The organism is Psychroserpens ponticola, assembly GCF_023556315.2.
Classification (GTDB): Bacteria; Bacteroidota; Bacteroidia; order Flavobacteriales; family Flavobacteriaceae; genus Psychroserpens; species Psychroserpens ponticola.
Genome location: NZ_CP116221.1, coordinates 2,579,001 through 2,596,114 on the forward strand (window position 1 = coordinate 2,579,001; position 17,114 = coordinate 2,596,114).

The window sequence follows — 17,114 nt, forward strand, 5'->3', positions numbered from 1 at the left end:
ACCTAAAAAATGTTTATCTTCAAAAATACTAAAAACATGATAAAAATCATAGTTTAAAACGGTCTCTTTACCAACCTTTGTATCAGGTATAAATGAGCAAATAATATGGAACAAACAACTTGTTTCCACTGTGGTGACGATTGTAATACAACAATAATATCCTTTGATGATAAAAATTTCTGCTGTAATGGTTGCAAAACTGTTTATGAGATTTTTTCTGAAAATGATTTGACCTGTTATTACGATTTACAATCTTCTCCTGGTACAATTCCAAAAGAGATTGAAGGGAAATACGATTTTCTTTCACAGGAAACTATTATTGAAAAACTTACAGAGTTTAATGATGGAAATACACAAATCGCTACATTATTCATTCCTCACATTCATTGTAGTTCTTGCATATGGATTTTAGAAAACCTAAACAAATTAAATCCGAATATCACCTCATCACAAGTTAATTTCGGAAAGAAAACGGTTCGTGTCACTTATAAATCTGAAAATTGTTCGCTTAAAGATGTTGTACTTCTATTAAGTTCTATTGGCTATGAACCTTATATTTCTTTAGACGATTTTAAAACTGGAAAACAGGACGTTAATCGCAGTCTAATTTATAAATTAGGAATAGCTGGTTTCGCCTTTGGTAATGTTATGTTTTTATCTTTTCCTGAGTATTTTGAAGTTGGTGAGTTTTGGCTAGAACAATATAAACACTTATTCCGTTGGTTGATGTTTGCCTTTTCTATTCCTGTAGTTTTTTATGCTGGAAGTGATTATTTCGTTTCTGCTTATAAAGGATTACGTTCTAAATTATTAAATATTGATGTGCCTATTGCACTTGGTATTACTGTTCTATTTATTAGGAGTACAGCTGAAATTATATTTGATTTAGGATCTGGATTTTTTGATAGCTTAACTGGACTCATTTTCTTTTTATTACTCGGAAAGTTCTTCCAACAAAAAACATATACATTTTTATCTTTTGAACGTGATTACAAATCTTATTTTCCAATAGCAATAACCAAAATAAATTCGGTAGGCAATGAAACGCCAATTCAGGTTTATGATATTGAAAAAGGTGATCGCTTACTTATTAGAAACGAAGAATTAATTCCTGTTGATGGTATTCTTATTAACGGAAAAGCAAAAATTGATTATAGCTTTGTTACTGGAGAATCTGAATCGGTTGGCAAAGAATCTGGAGACAAATTATTCGCTGGAGGAAAACAAACCTCTGGTGTTATTGAAATGGAAGCTCTTAAATCTGTTGAACAAAGCTACCTCACTCAATTGTGGAGTAATGATGTTTTTAGTAAAAATAAAGAAGATGGATTTACAACACTAACCAATACAATAAGTAAACGTTTCACATACATCGTTTTAAGTATTGCAATTATTGCGACTACCTTTTGGTTATTTACTGATGCTTCAAAAGCTATGAATGTATTTACCGCAGTATTGATAATAGCGTGTCCATGTGCTATTGCATTATCTGCTCCTTTTACGTTTGGTAATTTGCTTCGCATCTTCGGAAAGTTGAAATTCTATGTCAAAAATGCTTCAGTTATAGAACAGTTAGCAGGAATTAATACCATTATTTTTGATAAAACTGGGACCATAACCTCTAGTAAAAGTAGTACAGCAAATTATGATGGTGTTGCATTAACACCTTCCGAAGAACTGTTACTAAAAAACACGCTTCGAGGCTCTAATCATCCATTAAGCAGGACTTTATATGATATTTTAGATGAACATTGTATTATCACTTTAAATCATTTTGAAGAACATTTAGGCAAAGGTATTGAAGCTAAACATAATAATGAACACATCAAAATTGGGTCTGCAAGTTTTGTAGGCGCTGAAGAACCTTCAGTGTTAAATACAACGGTTCATATTAGCACAAATAATCAATATAAAGGAAAGTATACGTTTTATAATAGCTATAGAAAAGGACTATCGAAACTATTTAACAAACTTAAAAAGCATTTTGATTTAGTCATTCTCTCTGGTGACAATGAAGGGGAATTCGAAAATCTGAAGAAGTTATTGCCTTCAAAAACAAAATTAATCTTTAATCAAAAGCCAGACGACAAGCTTGAATATATTAAATATCATCAAACCGAAGGAGCAAAAGTGCTTATGATTGGTGACGGACTTAATGATGCTGGAGCATTAGCACAAAGCAATGTTGGCATAGCAATTTCAGAAAATGTGAACGTTTTCTCTCCTGCTTGTGATGCCATTTTAGATGCAACTAAATTTAATCAACTATACAACTTTATAAAAGCATCAAAGAGTGCTATTACAATCATAAAATGGAGTTTTGTGTTATCGTTTATCTATAATATAATCGGACTTTACTTTGCGGTTACAGGTCAATTAGCTCCTGTTGTCGCTGCAATTCTAATGCCTTTAAGCTCTATAAGCATTGTCGTATTTACAACTATTACTACAAATATTATTGGCAGAAAATTATCAAAATCATGAACACATCTCTAATCCAAAAATATAACATTCCTGGTCCAAGATATACGAGTTATCCAACAGTACCATTTTGGGATGAAGCAAAATTTTCTAAAGAAAAGTGGTTAAAAACGTTTAAAGCATCATTTGAAGAAAGCAATTCTGAACAAGGCATCAGCCTATACATTCATCTTCCGTTTTGCGAAAGTTTATGCACGTTTTGTGCTTGCCATAAGCATATTACAAAACGACATTCAATGGAAGACATTTATATAGAAACCGTTTTAAAAGAATGGCATTTATATGTTGAATTAATGTCTTCTAAACCTATTATAAAAGAAATTCATTTAGGTGGAGGAACACCAACCTTCTTTTCAAGTGACAATTTAAGTAAACTGATTAATGGTTTGTTAGAACCCTCAGAATTGCATAATGATTATGAATTTAGTTTTGAAGGACATCCAAACAATACAACCAAAGAACACCTTCAAACACTTTATAATTTAGGATTTACGCGTGTCAGTTTTGGGATTCAAGACTATGACGAAACTGTGCAAAAAGCCATTCATCGCATCCAATCCTTTGAACAAGTTCAAAAAGTAACCGAATGGTCAAGATCAATTGGCTATACCTCTATTAGTCATGATCTAATTTTCGGATTGCCATTTCAAAACATTGAGACTATGACCGAGAGTATTAACAAAACGAAACGCTTACGTCCTGATCGTATTTCGTTTTATAGTTATGCTCATGTACCATGGGTAAAAGGTGTTGGTCAACGTGGCTTTAATGAAGATGATTTGCCTAAAGGTGATGAAAAACGCGCTTTATATGAAACTGGCAAACAACTCTTAACCGGTTTAGGTTATGAAGAAATTGGCATGGATCATTTCGCATTAAAAACCGACCATCTATATACAGCTATCATCAATAAAACCTTACACAGAAATTTCATGGGTTACACCGCAAATACAACACAACTAATGATTGGTTTAGGCATGTCTGCTATAAGTGATAGTTGGTATGGCTTTGCTCAAAATGTTAAAACTGTTAAAGAATATGAAGCTATTGTGACTTCAAAAGAAATACCAATATTTAGAGGTCATATTTTAACCGATGAAGATTTGGTTATTAGACAACATATTCTTAATATTATGTGTCATTTAGGAACCTCATGGAGCGATGAAAGTCTAAAATTCTCAAAGCTGAATACCGTTTTAGAAGCCTTAAAAGAAGCTGAAAAAGATGGATTAATTCTAGTTGATAAAAACGCTTTAAAAGTTTATGAAGAAGCTAAGCCATTTATAAGAAATATATGCATGGGATTTGATTTAAGACTTCATGAAAGTCGACCAGAAACGCAAGTATTTTCAATGACTATATAATTTTTTTTAAACATGACAAATATCATATTCTTAAAGCTTAAACGAACGTAATTTTGAATCATAACTTCTAATAGGTATGAGTGTTATATATATTTTACTGAGTATCAGCATTATCGTTGCCATTGTGTTTTTTATAGCGTTTATAACTGCTGTAAAAAGTGGACAATACGACGATAGTTATACTCCATCTGTTAGAATGCTTTTTGAAGACGAACTCGTTAAAGAGCAACCTAAACCATCTATTAAATCAAAAAAGACTAATTAAATTATTATGGAAGTCCAACAATTTTATTACGATAACAAAATCGTCAAAAATTTCCTTTATGCAACAATGCTTTGGGGAGTTGTAGGAATGTTAGTAGGTTTACTACTCGCATTTATGTTTTTATTCCCAAATTTAACTGATGGAATTTCCTGGTTAAGTTTTGGTCGTCTTAGACCATTGCATACCAATGCAGTTATCTTTGCTTTTGTTGGTAATGCCATTTTTGCTGGTGTATACTACTCATCGCAACGTTTACTTAAGGCGAGAATGTTTAGCGACCTTTTAAGTAAAATTAATTTTTGGGGTTGGCAATTAATTATTGTTGGAGCTGCAATAACTCTTCCATTAGGTTATTCTACATCTAAAGAATATGCCGAATTAGAATGGCCTTTTGATATTGCTATTGCATTGATTTGGGTAGTTTTTGGTTGGAACTTGATTGGAACATTGCTCAAAAGAAGACAACGTCATTTATATGTTGCCATTTGGTTTTACTTAGCAACGTTTGTAACCGTTGCTGTACTTCATATTTTTAATAGTTTGGAATTACCTGTTAGTGGACTCAAAAGTTACTCTGTATATGCTGGTGTTCAAGATGCCTTAGTACAATGGTGGTATGGTCATAATGCGGTTGCATTTTTCTTGACAACACCTTTCTTAGGTTTAATGTACTACTTCGTACCTAAAGCAGCTAACAGACCAGTGTATTCATATCGTTTATCTATTGTACATTTCTGGTCATTAATCTTTATTTATATTTGGGCTGGACCTCACCATTTATTATATACCGCTTTACCTGAATGGGCTCAAAATTTAGGTGTCGCATTCTCTGTAATGTTATTGATGCCATCTTGGGGTGGAATGATTAACGGACTTCTAACACTTCGTGGTGCTTGGGATAAAGTACGAACAGATCCTGTTCTTAAATTTATGGTAGTCGCAATTACTGGTTATGGTATGGCAACCTTTGAAGGACCTATGCTATCTCTTAAAAATGTAAATGCTATTGCACACTTTACTGATTGGATTATTGCTCACGTTCATGTTGGAGCACTAGCATGGAATGGTTTTCTTGCCTTTGGTATGATTTATTATTTAATACCTCGTTTAGTAAAAACAAAATTATACTCAACTGCCTTAGCTAATCTGCATTTCTGGATAGGTACACTTGGTATCATCATGTATGCTCTTCCAATGTATGTTGCTGGTTTCACACAAGCAAGTATGTGGAAACAATTTAATCCTGACGGCACTTTAGTGTATGGAAATTTCTTAGAAACCGTATCCGAAATTATGCCAATGTATTGGATGCGCGCTATTGGAGGAACACTTTTTATTGCAGGAATGTTAATTTTAGTTTACAATATAATAGCAACCATTAGAAAAGGTAGCGCTGTAACTGATGAATTAGCGGAAGCTCCTGCATTACAAAACGTATCTAAAAGACGTGTTGCTGGTGAAGGATGGCATACTTGGTTAGAAAGAAAGCCGATTAAATTAACAATTTATGCAACTATTGCGATTCTAATTGGTGGTATTGTACAAATTGTTCCAACCATAATGGTTAAATCAAATATCCCAACAATTAGTAGTGTACAACCATATACACCTTTAGAGTTAGAAGGTCGTGATATTTATATACGTGAAGGTTGTGTTGGCTGTCACTCGCAAATGGTAAGACCATTTAGAAGTGAGGTTGAACGTTATGGTGAATACTCCAAAGCTGGAGAATTTGTTTATGATCATCCTTTCCTTTGGGGAAGTAAACGTACTGGTCCTGATTTACATCGTGTTGGTGGGAAATATTCCGACAATTGGCACTTAAACCATATGTATGATCCACAAAGTACTTCTTCAGGTTCTATAATGCCTGCTTACCAATGGTTAATAAAAAACAAACTTGATAAATCTCTAACTGAGACTAAAATGAAAGCAATGGTAAGTCTAGGTGTACCTTATACTGAAGATGATATTGCCAATGCGCAACAATCTATGACTGAACAAGGTACTAAAATTGAGAAAAACTTGTATTCAGATCCAGATTTTGCTGATACTTATGAAGCCGACAAAAAAGCTGGCGGACAAGATTTCGTTGAAATGCGCAATCGTGAAATCGTTGCTGTTATCGCATACTTACAACGATTAGGAACAGATATTAAAGTAAAAGATGACGAAGTAACATCAAATAAAAACTAATTTATCATGCTAAAATTTGTAAAAAACCATATGGAAAGTATCACTGGAATAGAAATATATCCTATGATCTCCTTACTCATATTTTTCAGTTTTTTCGTCGTCCTTTTCTGGTGGGTAATTACCGCAAAAAAAGACTATATCAACACCGTGAGTAACCTTCCTTTAGACAACCAAAACACTACAGAATTATGAGAAATTTCATTCCTTCTTGGATAAGAGTACCTGCAGTATTCTTTATTATTGCTGGTATCGTAGAATATACTATAGATTCTGGTGATAAACCCGCGTTTATTGAAAAACCAATGGTATTACTATTCTTAATATTAGTACTATTAATAATTATTGCTATTGAAGCTATAGTGTCTTCAATTAACAATGTATTATATCAAAGTTTAGATGAAGCAGCAAAAGCACGTTATAATGCTCAAAAATCAAAGACACCAAAACTTATAAGTTGGACTTCTGAAGCATACCAAAAATTACTAGGTAGCAAACCTATGGAAGAAGAACATGAAATTGTCTTAGATCATAATTACGATGGCATAAAAGAATTAGATAATAATCTTCCACCATGGTGGATCTATGGGTTTTATGCAAGTATCGTTTTTGCAGCAATTTATTTAGTGCGTTTCCATGTGTTTAATGGGGAAAATCAGTATGATGAACTCGAATCTGACTTAGTTCAAGCTAAAATTGACATCGAAGAATATAAGAAAAATGCAAAAGATTTGGTCGACTTTAATACCGTAGAATTATTAACTGAAACTAGTGATTTAAAAGCTGGACAAAAACTATTTGAAATGAACTGTGTGGCTTGCCATAAAGCTGATGGTGGAGGCGGAATTGGCCCGAACCTTACCGATAAACATTGGATCTTGGGTGGTGGAATTAATAACGTTTTCAAAACAGTTTCAGAAGGTGGTCGTGATGGAAAAGGTATGATTGCTTGGAAACAAAGTTTGAAACCAGCAGAAATCGCTCAAGTAGCTAGTTATCTACTCCAATTTCAAGGCACAACACCTGCAGAACCGAAAGCTCCTGAAGGTGATATTTGGATCGATAAAAATGCTCCAACCGAAGACGTTGTAACTGAATCAGTTGAAGTTCAAGACATAAAAGAAGATTAATTTTATTGATTCTTAGATAAGAACTGCTAAGTTTCAAAATAAGACTGTTATGAACACACCTGAAAACGAAACATTTAGAGATTCTATTGGAACCATCAATGAAGATGGAAATCGTGCTTGGGTGTATCCTAAAAAACCAAGTGGATGGTATTATGAAAAACGTAAAATTGTAAGTTATGCCTTATTAGCATTTCTTTTTGCTGCACCTTTTATTAAAATTAACGGCAATCAGTTTTTGATGTTTAATGTTTTAGAACGACGTTTTAACATCTTCGGATTCCCCTTTTGGCCACAAGATTTTCATTTGTTTGTGATTTCAATGTTGGTTGCTGTCATTTTTATCACATTATTCACGGTTGGTTTCGGACGTATTTTTTGTGGATGGATTTGTCCGCAAACCATTTTTATGGAAATGGTTTTCCGTAGAATTGAGTATTGGATTGATGGCGACAGAAATAAACAACGAAAACTACAAAGACAAAAATGGGATGCTGAAAAAATCAGAAAACGCATCTTTAAATGGTTCATATTTTTAGTCATATCCTTTTTAATTGCTAATATCTTTTTGGCCTATCTTATTGGAAGTGACAAGCTTTTAAGATATATCATTGATGGGCCATTTGAACATTTAGGTACGCTATTTCCTTTGATTATTTTTACTGGAGTATTCTATTTTGTTTTTGCATGGTTTAGAGAACAAGTTTGTATTATTGCTTGTCCATATGGAAGACTTCAAGGCGTCCTTCTAGATAATAAATCTATTATAGTCGCTTATGATCATAAACGTGGTGAAGCCGAAAATGGAAGAAAGAAATTTAGAAAAAATGAAGACAGAGAAGCACTTGGTCATGGCGATTGCATTGATTGTTTACAATGTGTAAATGTTTGTCCGACTGGAATAGATATTAGAAATGGTACGCAATTAGAATGTGTTAATTGTACTGCATGCATTGATGAATGCGATCATATTATGGAAAGTATTAATCTTCCTAAAGGGTTGATCAGATATGCAAGTGAAGATAATATTGAAAAGGGAAAGAAATTTGAATTTACACCTAGACTAAAAGGCTATTCGGCAGTATTATTTATTTTAACAGGTGTTTTATGCGGCATGTTGTTATTAAGAAATGATGTTGAGGCTAGAGTATTACGGTTACCTGGTCAACTTTATGAACACAAAGGTGAATCTATAATTAGTAATGTATTCACCTATAAACTTGTAAATAAAACCACTGAAAAAATTGAAGATGTCAATTTTAAGTTGAGAGCATACCAAGGAGAAATTAAATTGGTTTCAAATACAGGCAAGGTTGAAGTTCCTGAGCAAGGATTAGCTGAAGGCACTTTATTTATAGAGATTGACAAAAGTGAATTAAAAGGCGATAAAAACAAACTCATGATTGAAGTTTACAGTGGAGAAGAACTCATTGAAACGACAACAGTTAACTTTTTAGGACCGAGAAGTTATAATTAACAAAAGTTAAAAGGCATTAGGAATTTTAACTTTTGCCCTTAAACTTCCAATTGAAAGTCGCATTAAGGATTGAAACGGCATCCTTTTTATTTGTCTCTTCGAGCGCAGTCGAGAAGTTGTCAAATAAAAAGATACAGTGTAAAGCCTGACGCTTTTGATTGCAATGAAAAAGGGTAATGCCCTAAAACAAACAATATGATTCTGAAATAAGTTCAGGATGACAAAATAAATAGGTTATGAAAATAAATTGGGGAACAGGCATCGTACTAGCATTTATTGGGTTTATTAGCTTTATAATGTTCTTTGTTATTCGTATGAATACAGATAATAAATTTGATCATGATTTGGTTACCGAAAATTATTACAAAGCCGAATTAGAATATCAAAATGATATTAATAAAGAGGAAAACTCTAAAACCTTAAGGTCTGATATTACTTGGAAAAAAACCTCAGAAGGTTTACTCATTATATTTCCCGAAGATCTAAAATCTCAAAACATTGAAGGAAAAGTGTTCCTATATAGACCATCTAACAAACAAGTAGACTTTGAAAGCTCAATTTCATTGTCTGATCACAATTTGCTCATACCTGACAAACGTTTGTTGGATGGTCGTTGGAACATTAAAATTGATTGGCAATATAACGGAAAATCCTATCTCTACAAAAAAGAGATCGTGTATTAAATAGAATGTCTCCTCGAGCAATACAGCAATTAAAACATGTTTATATTGAAAGAAACGAGAGGTTAATAAAGAGGTTTCGACTGTGCTCGACCTAACACATATACAACATAATTTATGCTTTGGTCTGCTCTCATATTTGGTTTACTAGGAAGTTTCCATTGCGTTGGAATGTGTGGCCCTATTGCCTTTATGTTACCTGTTGACAGAAGTAACTCTTTAAAAAAAGTCTCTCAAATTACAACCTATCACTTAGGAAGATTATTGGCATATGCACTAATTGGTTTGGTTTTCGGTTTGGTTGGAAAGAGTCTATATATCTTTGGAATTCAACAACAATTATCAATAGTCATTGGTATATTAATGATTGTTATCATTCTTATTCCTGTGCACACCTTTAATAAATACAACTTTTCTAAGCCGTTATACAGAATTATTTCAAAAGTAAAATCATCACTTGGTAAAGCGCTCAAAAAGAAAACAGCAGATACGTTCTTAACCATAGGTTTCTTAAATGGTTTTTTACCTTGTGGCTTGGTTTACATGGCTGTTTTTGCATCATTAACAATGTCAAGCGCAATTGAGAGTAGCCTGTATATGATGCTATTCGGTTTAGGAACGATTCCGTTGATGACAACAGCAATATATTTAGGGAAATTTTTAAACGCAACAGTTAAGCAACGCATTCAAAAAGCCATTCCTGTTTTTGTTGTAATTATCGGATTGCTATTTATTGTTCGTGGTATGGGATTAGGTATTCCTTACCTCTCTCCTGCTCCAATAATTGATGTTAGTTCTAGTACAATTGATTGTCATTAATGATTTTAAATTCGTTGTGTAAAACTGACTTTCATCATAGTTTATTTTAGTTAATTTCAGTAACTTTAGTTCATAAGGTTAAGAGATATGAAAACGATTCTATTACTCTCCGATTTTTCTAATAATGCAACAAACGCAATACATTATGCGATGCACTTTTTTGAATCTGAAACATGTACTTTCTACATAATGAATGTACATAAAGCAGGTTCATTTATTTCAGATGATTTGATGACTTCTTCTACTGAAAACATTTATGAATCATTTACAAAAGTTCCTAGACAGAAACTTAATACACTTGTTGAAGATTTAAAAACCAACTACAACAACCCAAATCATACATTTGAAATTATAGTAGATTTCGATGTATTTACTGATGCTGTAAATCAAGCCATTAAGCATAATTCTATCGATTATGTTGTTATGGGATCAAATGGTGCTACAGGTGCCATTGAAGTTGTTTTTGGTAGCAATACCATTAATGTCATTAGACAAGTGATTTGTAAAACGTTAATCGTTCCAAATGAATATTCATTTAAACCGATTTCAAATTTTTTATTGCCTTTACAATTTGATGACGCTATTAAAAGTGAGCAAATAAATGTCATAAATGATTTTACAAAATACCATAACCTTAAATTACATGTATTGAGAGTATGTGATAAAAATGAAACAAACAGTATTTCAAATGACCAAGAAATGCTAGATGCGTTTAACTGCAAGTATTCTCTTGAAGAAGAAACTTCATTTTATAATGCAGTAACAAATTATCTAAAAACAAATGCAATTGATTTGACAGGTTTGATTGTTCATGACAAATCATTTATAAAACGATTTTTCACAGAATCACCAAGTATAGAATTAAGCAAGGTCATTAAATTACCTTTAATGATATTTCATAGTAGAGACATTTAATTTAAACCGTAATTAGTTATGATTAAAAATTTAGACAAAGCAGATTGTCAACTGATTTTAAGACAAAATTACATAGGTCATTTGGGCTATATTTATAGAGATAGACCTTTTGTGATTCCTATAACGTATTTTTTTAAAGACAATAGAATTATTTGCTATTCTGGTGAAGGCCATAAAATTATTGCCATGAGAAAACATGGACCAATAACCTTAGAAGTTTCAGATATAACATCTGTTGACCATTGGCAATCTATTGCAGTACATGGAAATTATGAAGAATTTGAAGGCAGTGCAGCCAAAGCTTTGCTTCATGATTTTTCATTAGGAATTAAAGATGTTATTTTAAATAAAGAACATAGAGACTTAAACTTTATAAGTGAATTTTCAGCCAAAATAGCGAAGAATGATCTCCCAATTGTATTCGTTATCAATATTGAAGATGTCACTGGAAAAGTGCGACGCAAATAGTATTAAATAAAAGGTATCACTTTTCGATCACGTTTCATGAAATGAATCTTATCTTCTATTATCACCTTCTTTCTATACCCAAATAAATGAAATATTTTAGTCGTTAGAAACAAAGTGATTCTTCTGTTAGCTATTAAACAATAATCATTGTTAGGGTGTTTTTTAATTCCTGGTAGTAGCCTTAAAAACTGATGACATTTCAAATTCCGTAATATTACTGAAAACAATAACCAGAATTTAGATAGTTTTCTTACGATGAAAAAACCGTCTTCACCTTGTTTTTGATATAATGGCATAAAAATCAATCCGTTAAATGCACTTTTAACTTCTCTTACGTCTTCATTAGCTAGAGTTTGATACTTCAATACTGGTTTAAAATTTATAAAACCAGGTTTCATCTTAAACTGATTCATTTCTGATAAAGCATGTCTATAAATAATTTCATAAAATCCTTTATTAAAATTCAGCACTCTACTTAAACGTTTATAATCAAACTTGTTTTTTGAAGTCAATCCTAATTTTTCCATAACTAACCATATAAAAGCTTCACAATACAACACAGATTTTTCATCATCGTGTTGTCCAGCTTCAAAACCTAATGATACATGTCCAAATTCATTTATGTAAGACAGCAATGGTCCATCGAGATATTCTTCAATACCTAAAACAATAGGAATATGAAACTTATCTGCTAAACTTCTATTGTTTAATGAATCACTAATAGTTATAAATGGCACTGTAGGAGACGATGTGGTATGCAAATCTATAAATACAAAGTCACCATGATTACTATTACAAATTTCTTTAATGGTTGTGTATAATTCGTATTGTTCTTTCTGCTCATCAAATTCATATTGATTATCATCTCTTAAGGATTCAATTTCATAGGTCGTCCATAATCTATTTAAGTCAAAATCTTTATATCGTACACCAGATTGTAAAGCATTCATATTGCCCAATAGTGCATAAAAATTACCTTTAAATTTAATATCATTTACAATAATATCACTAATCACTTTTTGTAATCCATAGACACCAGCAGGTTCATTTCCATGAATACCTCCAATACAGATTAATGTTATACCATTGACATCATTATTTTGGCTATAAAAAATTCTATCTTCAGTTATATATGTCTTAGGTTTGGCGCTTTCTTTTATCATGACTTATGAATTAAGTTTCTCTAAATCTGTTTTGGTTAATATTCCAACCAACTCATTGTGATCTATAATTGGGAGGCATCGTATATTATTCTCAAGCATTATAGATTTAGCTTCTTCAATATGCATGTCTGGAGTTCCGTACTTAATATCTTTTTGCATGACTTGAGATGCAGAATGGTCATCAAACTTATCCACATTAGAAATGTCACTTGTTGAAATAATACCAACAATTTTATGCTCTTCATTAATAACAGGAATGTGATTTATATCTTTCCATTGCATAATATTCTTAATAAGTCTCATTGAATCATTTTCATGGACTGTAAAAATTTGAGTTGACATCACTTTATGTACTTTATCATTAGAGCTAGCATCTTTTCTTGCTAAAGGTTTTGCTAATTCCCACTCGCTTACAGGTAAATTTTCTTGTTGATTTTTATGCATATGATAGGTTAATAAGATGTTGGCTTCTTCTCTAGAAACATCTTCTTGAAGCATTCTACTACTTCTTACCAACCATTTACTTCCAGTTGTATTTTTGTCTATTCGTTCTTTTATTATATTGAGGTAAAACTCAATATCCTCAATATTTATATTAGCTTTTAAAAGTCCATCATGAGCCATTGGCAACAAGATTTTTTTTGCTAATTTTTTTGCAGAAACACCTTTTCCAAACCAATTAAAATAAGTATCTAAGCCAGTTCTTGCCGCTTTTATAAAATTACCTTTTGCATCTTTAAAAGCCATACGTTTCCATATCGATTTACAATCTTCAGGCATGCCTAACATCACACCAATCCAAAACATAGCATTTGCAATTTCATCTTTAATACTTGGTCCAGATGGTATGTACCTATTTTCAATTCGTAAATGCGCCACATTTTTATGAACGCCATAACAGACTCTATTCCATTTATAAAGTGTTCCGTTATGCAAACCAATAGCCTTTAATTCTGGTTTGATTCCGTTTTTTAAATCTTCTATAGGATTGCCTTCAAGCTCTGAAGTCACTAAAGGTGCATATCGTGAAACATCATCTGTAAAGACTTCAATAATTGAATCTTTAATCCAATCATTGCCAAAGTTCACTCTTGCCTTTTGCTCTCTAAGTAATTGTGATCTATTTCGTAAATCTATACTCTGCTGAAACAAAGCAATACGTGTTTCGCTCCAAAGCTCACGTCCTAAAAGCATAGGAGAATTCGTCATAACTGACAAAATTGGACCAGCAATAGCTTGAGACCAATTATACTGATCGACTATATCATCTAAGTCAATTTGTAAATGCACTTGAAAACTTGTATTACATGCTTCAAATAAAATAGATTCATGGTCTAATATTAGCTCATCAACTCCTCTTACTTTCACTCTAAAATTATTTCCTCTAACTTTTTTCATGACATCATTCAACACTTTATAACGTTGAAAAGGCGTCATGTTTTCAAACACGAGATCTTTACGTTTAAAGGTTGGTAAAATACCTGTGAGTATGATTTTATTGAAGTCTATAGCATCTGCAGCTTTTATGGCTTTCTCTACCAATTCGGAAAGGTCTTTTTCGAGTTGTGAAAAGCAAGTTCCTTTTAATTCTAATGGATCTAAGTTGGCTTCTAAATTAAAAAGCCCAAGCTCAGTTGTAAAATGAACATCATTAATTTCTGCTAAGATTTCTAAGGCATTAAATGATGGTCTATAATATTGATCTACAATGCAAAATTCTTGTTCAGCACCAATACGCTGAATTCCTTTTTCGAAGGCATCAGATTTAATCATCATGTCTAATGCTTCTATATCATTTAACAAATGATTTATAAACACCTTTCTTTCAGTTTTATTAGTTATTGGCTTAACCGATTGTGACCCCATAATTTTATGCAATGTTCTCAAATTTAACACATTACTAGCGTAGGTTTTATGACTTTTATCATAGTTTTTAGCCTTGTATATGGCTAACTTTAATAGATAAAATAAAACCTAACATTATGAAAAAACGTACACCAGTGTCAGCTATTATGACCAAGAATATTATTGCAGTAAACAGAACAGATGATTTAGAGACTGCAGAGAAACTTTTTAAACAACATCATATTAGACATATTCCAGTTGTTTCTGGAGATGTAATTATTGGGATGTTGAGTTATACAGATTTACTTCGCATTAGTTTTGCTGATGCAGTAAATGAAAATGAAACAGAAGTAGACACTGTTGTTTACAACATGTTTACTATAAATCAAGTGATGAGTAAAAATGTAGTAACAATTAGTTCAGAAGTTACAATAAAAGAGGTTGCTGAATTATTGGCTAAAAATGAGTTCCATGCTTTACCAGTTGTTGATGAAGGTCAACTTGTAGGTATTGTAACCACAACAGATTTAATAAATTATTTAATTGATCAGTTTTAATCAAAATCACAACCATAAAAAAAGAGTTAGTTTCCTAACTCTTTTTTTATGCCTTAACTTTAGTTCAATTAGATTCTAAATGTAATCACTGGCAACGTTGAATGATTAGCTATATCTTCACCAATGCTTCCGCTAAAAAAGTGAGATATTCCTCTGCGACCATGTGTTGGTACTGCAATTAAATCACCACCTACAATATTTGCAAAAGTGAGTACACCTTCTTCTACAGTATAATCGGAAATGTATTGGATCTCGTTTAACTTATTTAAGTTCCCATCTGCTTTTTCAAGAAATTTAGCGACTGTTGCTTCCATTTCGGTAGAACTTTTAAAACGTTCACCTGGCAAGTTCACATATAAAAGTTTTAAGTTAGAAGACGTATTTTCAAAAAACTGACATGCTTTTAAATAAGGTTCTACCATTTCTTCTGAAAAATCACAAGCAAAAACAACCGTCTCAAATTTCACATTAGCTGGTTTCTGCTTTACAACAAGAACAGGGATTTCAGAATGCCTTACTACTTTTTCAGTATTCGAGCCAACTAAAATTTCGGTAAAACCACTTGCTCCATGTGAACCCATAACAATTAAATCTGCATTGTGTTCTTTAGCAACATCACTAACTTCACGAAATACTTTAAAGTGCTTTACTATTGGAGTAACAGTAATGTCTTTTAAATAATCTCGTTCTAGAAACTCTTTAAATTTCTTTTCAGCAAGTTTCAAAAAGAATACAGTTTGCATTTGTTGTTCATCATTAGAATCTACAAGCATAGTATTAGCCATTTCTAACATGTGCAATGCAATAACTTCAGCATTATTTTTCTTTGCCAAAATTGCTGCAGTTTCAAGTGCATATTCAGAATGTTTAGAAAAGTCAATTGGTACTATTATTTTGTTCATATTTATAGTTTTAGTGATTTATTATAAAACCATTTCCATCTTTAGAAATGTTTAACGTTTAATTACACGATAAAGGTATTGGCTAACCTTCAGAATAAAAATGACATTTATCATACTGTTATTTAAACTTTAATTAATTTTAATTGGAATTAAATAATCAGTATCTTTCAAGTTGAATTAACTACTTAAAAACGATACAATGAAACACAAAATTTTAGGACTTGCAGTTGTTGCACTATGCTTAGTTGCTTCCTGTAAAAGCGATAAAAAGGAAGCGGAAACTATTGTCGAAGAAGCCGTTACAGAAACAAGCACTGAATCGACAGAAACAACTACAGATAGAAGAGAGCCAACGGAAGTCAAAGAAAAACCAGCTTACTTTTCTGAAAAAAGAAAAGTAACAATGAGTTTAGAATCTAAAAGCGGAAGTACTACTACAGGTAATCTTGTGTTTAAACAAGAAGAAGGTACTGTTACTATGATTGCTGTCCTTAGTGGATTAACACCAGGAGAACACGCCATTCATATTCACGACAAAGCAGATTGTACTTCTGATGATGGAAGTTCATCTGGTGGACACTGGAATCCTACAGCACAACCACACGGAAAATGGGGAGATGCAAAAGGCTATCACAAAGGAGATATTGGAAACTTTACAGCCAATGCAGAAGGTCAAGGAACCATCACTAAAATCACTGACGAATGGTGTATTGGTTGTGGTGACGCTACCAAAGATATTTTAGGAAAAGCCATTATTGTTCACCAAGGTACAGATGACTTTACGTCTCAACCTTCTGGAGCTGCTGGAGCACGAGTAAGTTGTGGTGGTATTATTGAATAATGCACTAAGAATACAAA

The 17,114-nt window shown here is 32.3% G+C and carries 16 protein-coding genes; 13 read left to right on the forward strand and 3 right to left on the reverse strand.

The genetic code is table 11. The annotated features are described in order from the left end of the window. Positions 1-105 precede the first annotated feature (105 nt). From MUN68_RS11495 to MUN68_RS11545, 11 genes are all read left to right on the forward strand, one after another. Positions 106-2,484 carry a heavy metal translocating P-type ATPase gene (locus MUN68_RS11495; protein WP_249996139.1) on the forward strand — a complete coding sequence of 793 codons (2,379 nt, stop codon included), beginning with the start codon at positions 106-108 and terminating at the stop codon, positions 2,482-2,484. Further along, on the forward strand, positions 2,481-3,845 hold the full coding sequence (hemN, locus tag MUN68_RS11500) for an oxygen-independent coproporphyrinogen III oxidase (RefSeq protein WP_249996137.1): 1,365 nt from the start codon (positions 2,481-2,483) through the stop codon (positions 3,843-3,845). Before MUN68_RS11495 ends, hemN begins: the two co-directional genes overlap by 4 nt. A gap of 76 nt (positions 3,846-3,921) precedes the next feature. Next, entirely contained in the window at positions 3,922-4,110 is a 189-nt protein-coding gene (ccoS, locus tag MUN68_RS11505; protein ID WP_249996136.1) for a cbb3-type cytochrome oxidase assembly protein CcoS, read from the forward strand. A gap of 6 nt (positions 4,111-4,116) precedes the next feature. Then, positions 4,117-6,306 carry a cytochrome-c oxidase, cbb3-type subunit I gene (gene ccoN, locus MUN68_RS11510; RefSeq protein ID WP_249996135.1) on the forward strand — a complete coding sequence of 730 codons (2,190 nt, stop codon included), beginning with the start codon at positions 4,117-4,119 and terminating at the stop codon, positions 6,304-6,306. Between the two features lie 6 nt (positions 6,307-6,312). Beyond that, the gene (locus MUN68_RS11515; protein ID WP_249996134.1) at positions 6,313-6,498 is read left to right on the forward strand and encodes a CcoQ/FixQ family Cbb3-type cytochrome c oxidase assembly chaperone; all 186 of its coding nucleotides are present in this window, start codon (positions 6,313-6,315) and stop codon (positions 6,496-6,498) included. Further along, on the forward strand, positions 6,495-7,433 hold the full coding sequence (locus MUN68_RS11520) for a cbb3-type cytochrome c oxidase N-terminal domain-containing protein (RefSeq protein ID WP_249996133.1): 939 nt from the start codon (positions 6,495-6,497) through the stop codon (positions 7,431-7,433). Before MUN68_RS11515 ends, MUN68_RS11520 begins: the two co-directional genes overlap by 4 nt. A 49-nt stretch (positions 7,434-7,482) precedes the next feature. Next, complete coding sequence (gene ccoG / locus MUN68_RS11525; RefSeq protein ID WP_249996132.1) at positions 7,483-8,907, forward strand: cytochrome c oxidase accessory protein CcoG; 1,425 nt, start codon at positions 7,483-7,485, stop codon at positions 8,905-8,907. 236 nt (positions 8,908-9,143) lie between these two features. After that, the gene (locus MUN68_RS11530; protein WP_249996131.1) at positions 9,144-9,590 is read left to right on the forward strand and encodes a FixH family protein; all 447 of its coding nucleotides are present in this window, start codon (positions 9,144-9,146) and stop codon (positions 9,588-9,590) included. Between the two features lie 114 nt (positions 9,591-9,704). After that, positions 9,705-10,406, forward strand: a complete 702-nt coding sequence (locus MUN68_RS11535) for a sulfite exporter TauE/SafE family protein (protein ID WP_249996130.1) — start codon at positions 9,705-9,707, stop codon at positions 10,404-10,406. An 87-nt stretch (positions 10,407-10,493) separates the two neighbouring features. Next, positions 10,494-11,321 (forward strand): universal stress protein, encoded by an 828-nt coding sequence (locus tag MUN68_RS11540; RefSeq protein WP_249996129.1) that lies wholly within the window; start codon positions 10,494-10,496, stop codon positions 11,319-11,321. An 18-nt stretch (positions 11,322-11,339) separates the two neighbouring features. Then, a complete protein-coding gene (locus MUN68_RS11545) occupies positions 11,340-11,789 on the forward strand; it encodes a pyridoxamine 5'-phosphate oxidase family protein (RefSeq protein ID WP_249996127.1) in 450 nt (149 codons plus the stop codon). 2 nt (positions 11,790-11,791) lie between these two features. On the opposite strand, the gene MUN68_RS11550 is transcribed toward MUN68_RS11545, so the two are convergent. Together MUN68_RS11550 and MUN68_RS11555 are read right to left on the reverse strand one after the other, a co-directional pair. After that, the gene (locus tag MUN68_RS11550) at positions 11,792-12,952 is read right to left on the reverse strand and encodes a M14 family metallopeptidase (RefSeq protein WP_249996126.1); all 1,161 of its coding nucleotides are present in this window, start codon (positions 12,950-12,952) and stop codon (positions 11,792-11,794) included. Between the two features lie 3 nt (positions 12,953-12,955). After that, the gene (locus tag MUN68_RS11555) at positions 12,956-14,818 is read right to left on the reverse strand and encodes a CBS domain-containing protein (RefSeq protein ID WP_249996125.1); all 1,863 of its coding nucleotides are present in this window, start codon (positions 14,816-14,818) and stop codon (positions 12,956-12,958) included. A 116-nt stretch (positions 14,819-14,934) separates the two neighbouring features. On the opposite strand from MUN68_RS11555, the gene MUN68_RS11560 reads away from it, so the two are divergent. After that, complete coding sequence (locus MUN68_RS11560) at positions 14,935-15,354, forward strand: CBS domain-containing protein (RefSeq protein WP_249996124.1); 420 nt, start codon at positions 14,935-14,937, stop codon at positions 15,352-15,354. A gap of 68 nt (positions 15,355-15,422) precedes the next feature. On the opposite strand, the gene MUN68_RS11565 is transcribed toward MUN68_RS11560, so the two are convergent. Continuing rightward, positions 15,423-16,256 (reverse strand): universal stress protein, encoded by an 834-nt coding sequence (locus tag MUN68_RS11565; RefSeq protein ID WP_249996123.1) that lies wholly within the window; start codon positions 16,254-16,256, stop codon positions 15,423-15,425. 199 nt (positions 16,257-16,455) lie between these two features. Here MUN68_RS11565 and MUN68_RS11570 point away from each other — a divergent pair, with 199 nt between their 5' ends. Next, positions 16,456-17,097: a superoxide dismutase family protein gene (locus tag MUN68_RS11570; RefSeq protein WP_249996122.1), complete on the forward strand. Its 642-nt coding sequence runs from the start codon at positions 16,456-16,458 to the stop codon at positions 17,095-17,097. Positions 17,098-17,114: the final 17 nt, after the last annotated feature.

Excerpts from the sequence above, each read along its gene's own strand:
- ccoS (WP_249996136.1), top strand. The coding sequence starts at position 3,922 with ATGAGTGTTATATATATTTTACTGAGTATCAGCATTATCGTTGCCATT.
- MUN68_RS11555 (WP_249996125.1), bottom strand. The coding sequence starts at position 14,818 with ATGGGGTCACAATCGGTTAAGCCAATAACTAATAAAACTGAAAGAAAG.
- MUN68_RS11545 (WP_249996127.1), top strand. The coding sequence starts at position 11,340 with ATGATTAAAAATTTAGACAAAGCAGATTGTCAACTGATTTTAAGACAA.
- MUN68_RS11560 (WP_249996124.1), top strand. The coding sequence starts at position 14,935 with ATGAAAAAACGTACACCAGTGTCAGCTATTATGACCAAGAATATTATT.
- MUN68_RS11565 (WP_249996123.1), bottom strand. The coding sequence starts at position 16,256 with ATGAACAAAATAATAGTACCAATTGACTTTTCTAAACATTCTGAATAT.
- ccoG (WP_249996132.1), top strand. The coding sequence starts at position 7,483 with ATGAACACACCTGAAAACGAAACATTTAGAGATTCTATTGGAACCATC.
- MUN68_RS11520 (WP_249996133.1), top strand. The coding sequence starts at position 6,495 with ATGAGAAATTTCATTCCTTCTTGGATAAGAGTACCTGCAGTATTCTTT.
- MUN68_RS11535 (WP_249996130.1), top strand. The coding sequence starts at position 9,705 with ATGCTTTGGTCTGCTCTCATATTTGGTTTACTAGGAAGTTTCCATTGC.
- ccoN (WP_249996135.1), top strand. The coding sequence starts at position 4,117 with ATGGAAGTCCAACAATTTTATTACGATAACAAAATCGTCAAAAATTTC.
- MUN68_RS11515 (WP_249996134.1), top strand. The coding sequence starts at position 6,313 with ATGCTAAAATTTGTAAAAAACCATATGGAAAGTATCACTGGAATAGAA.
- hemN (WP_249996137.1), top strand. The coding sequence starts at position 2,481 with ATGAACACATCTCTAATCCAAAAATATAACATTCCTGGTCCAAGATAT.
- MUN68_RS11550 (WP_249996126.1), bottom strand. The coding sequence starts at position 12,952 with ATGATAAAAGAAAGCGCCAAACCTAAGACATATATAACTGAAGATAGA.
- MUN68_RS11540 (WP_249996129.1), top strand. The coding sequence starts at position 10,494 with ATGAAAACGATTCTATTACTCTCCGATTTTTCTAATAATGCAACAAAC.
- MUN68_RS11570 (WP_249996122.1), top strand. The coding sequence starts at position 16,456 with ATGAAACACAAAATTTTAGGACTTGCAGTTGTTGCACTATGCTTAGTT.
- MUN68_RS11495 (WP_249996139.1), top strand. The coding sequence starts at position 106 with ATGGAACAAACAACTTGTTTCCACTGTGGTGACGATTGTAATACAACA.
- MUN68_RS11530 (WP_249996131.1), top strand. The coding sequence starts at position 9,144 with ATGAAAATAAATTGGGGAACAGGCATCGTACTAGCATTTATTGGGTTT.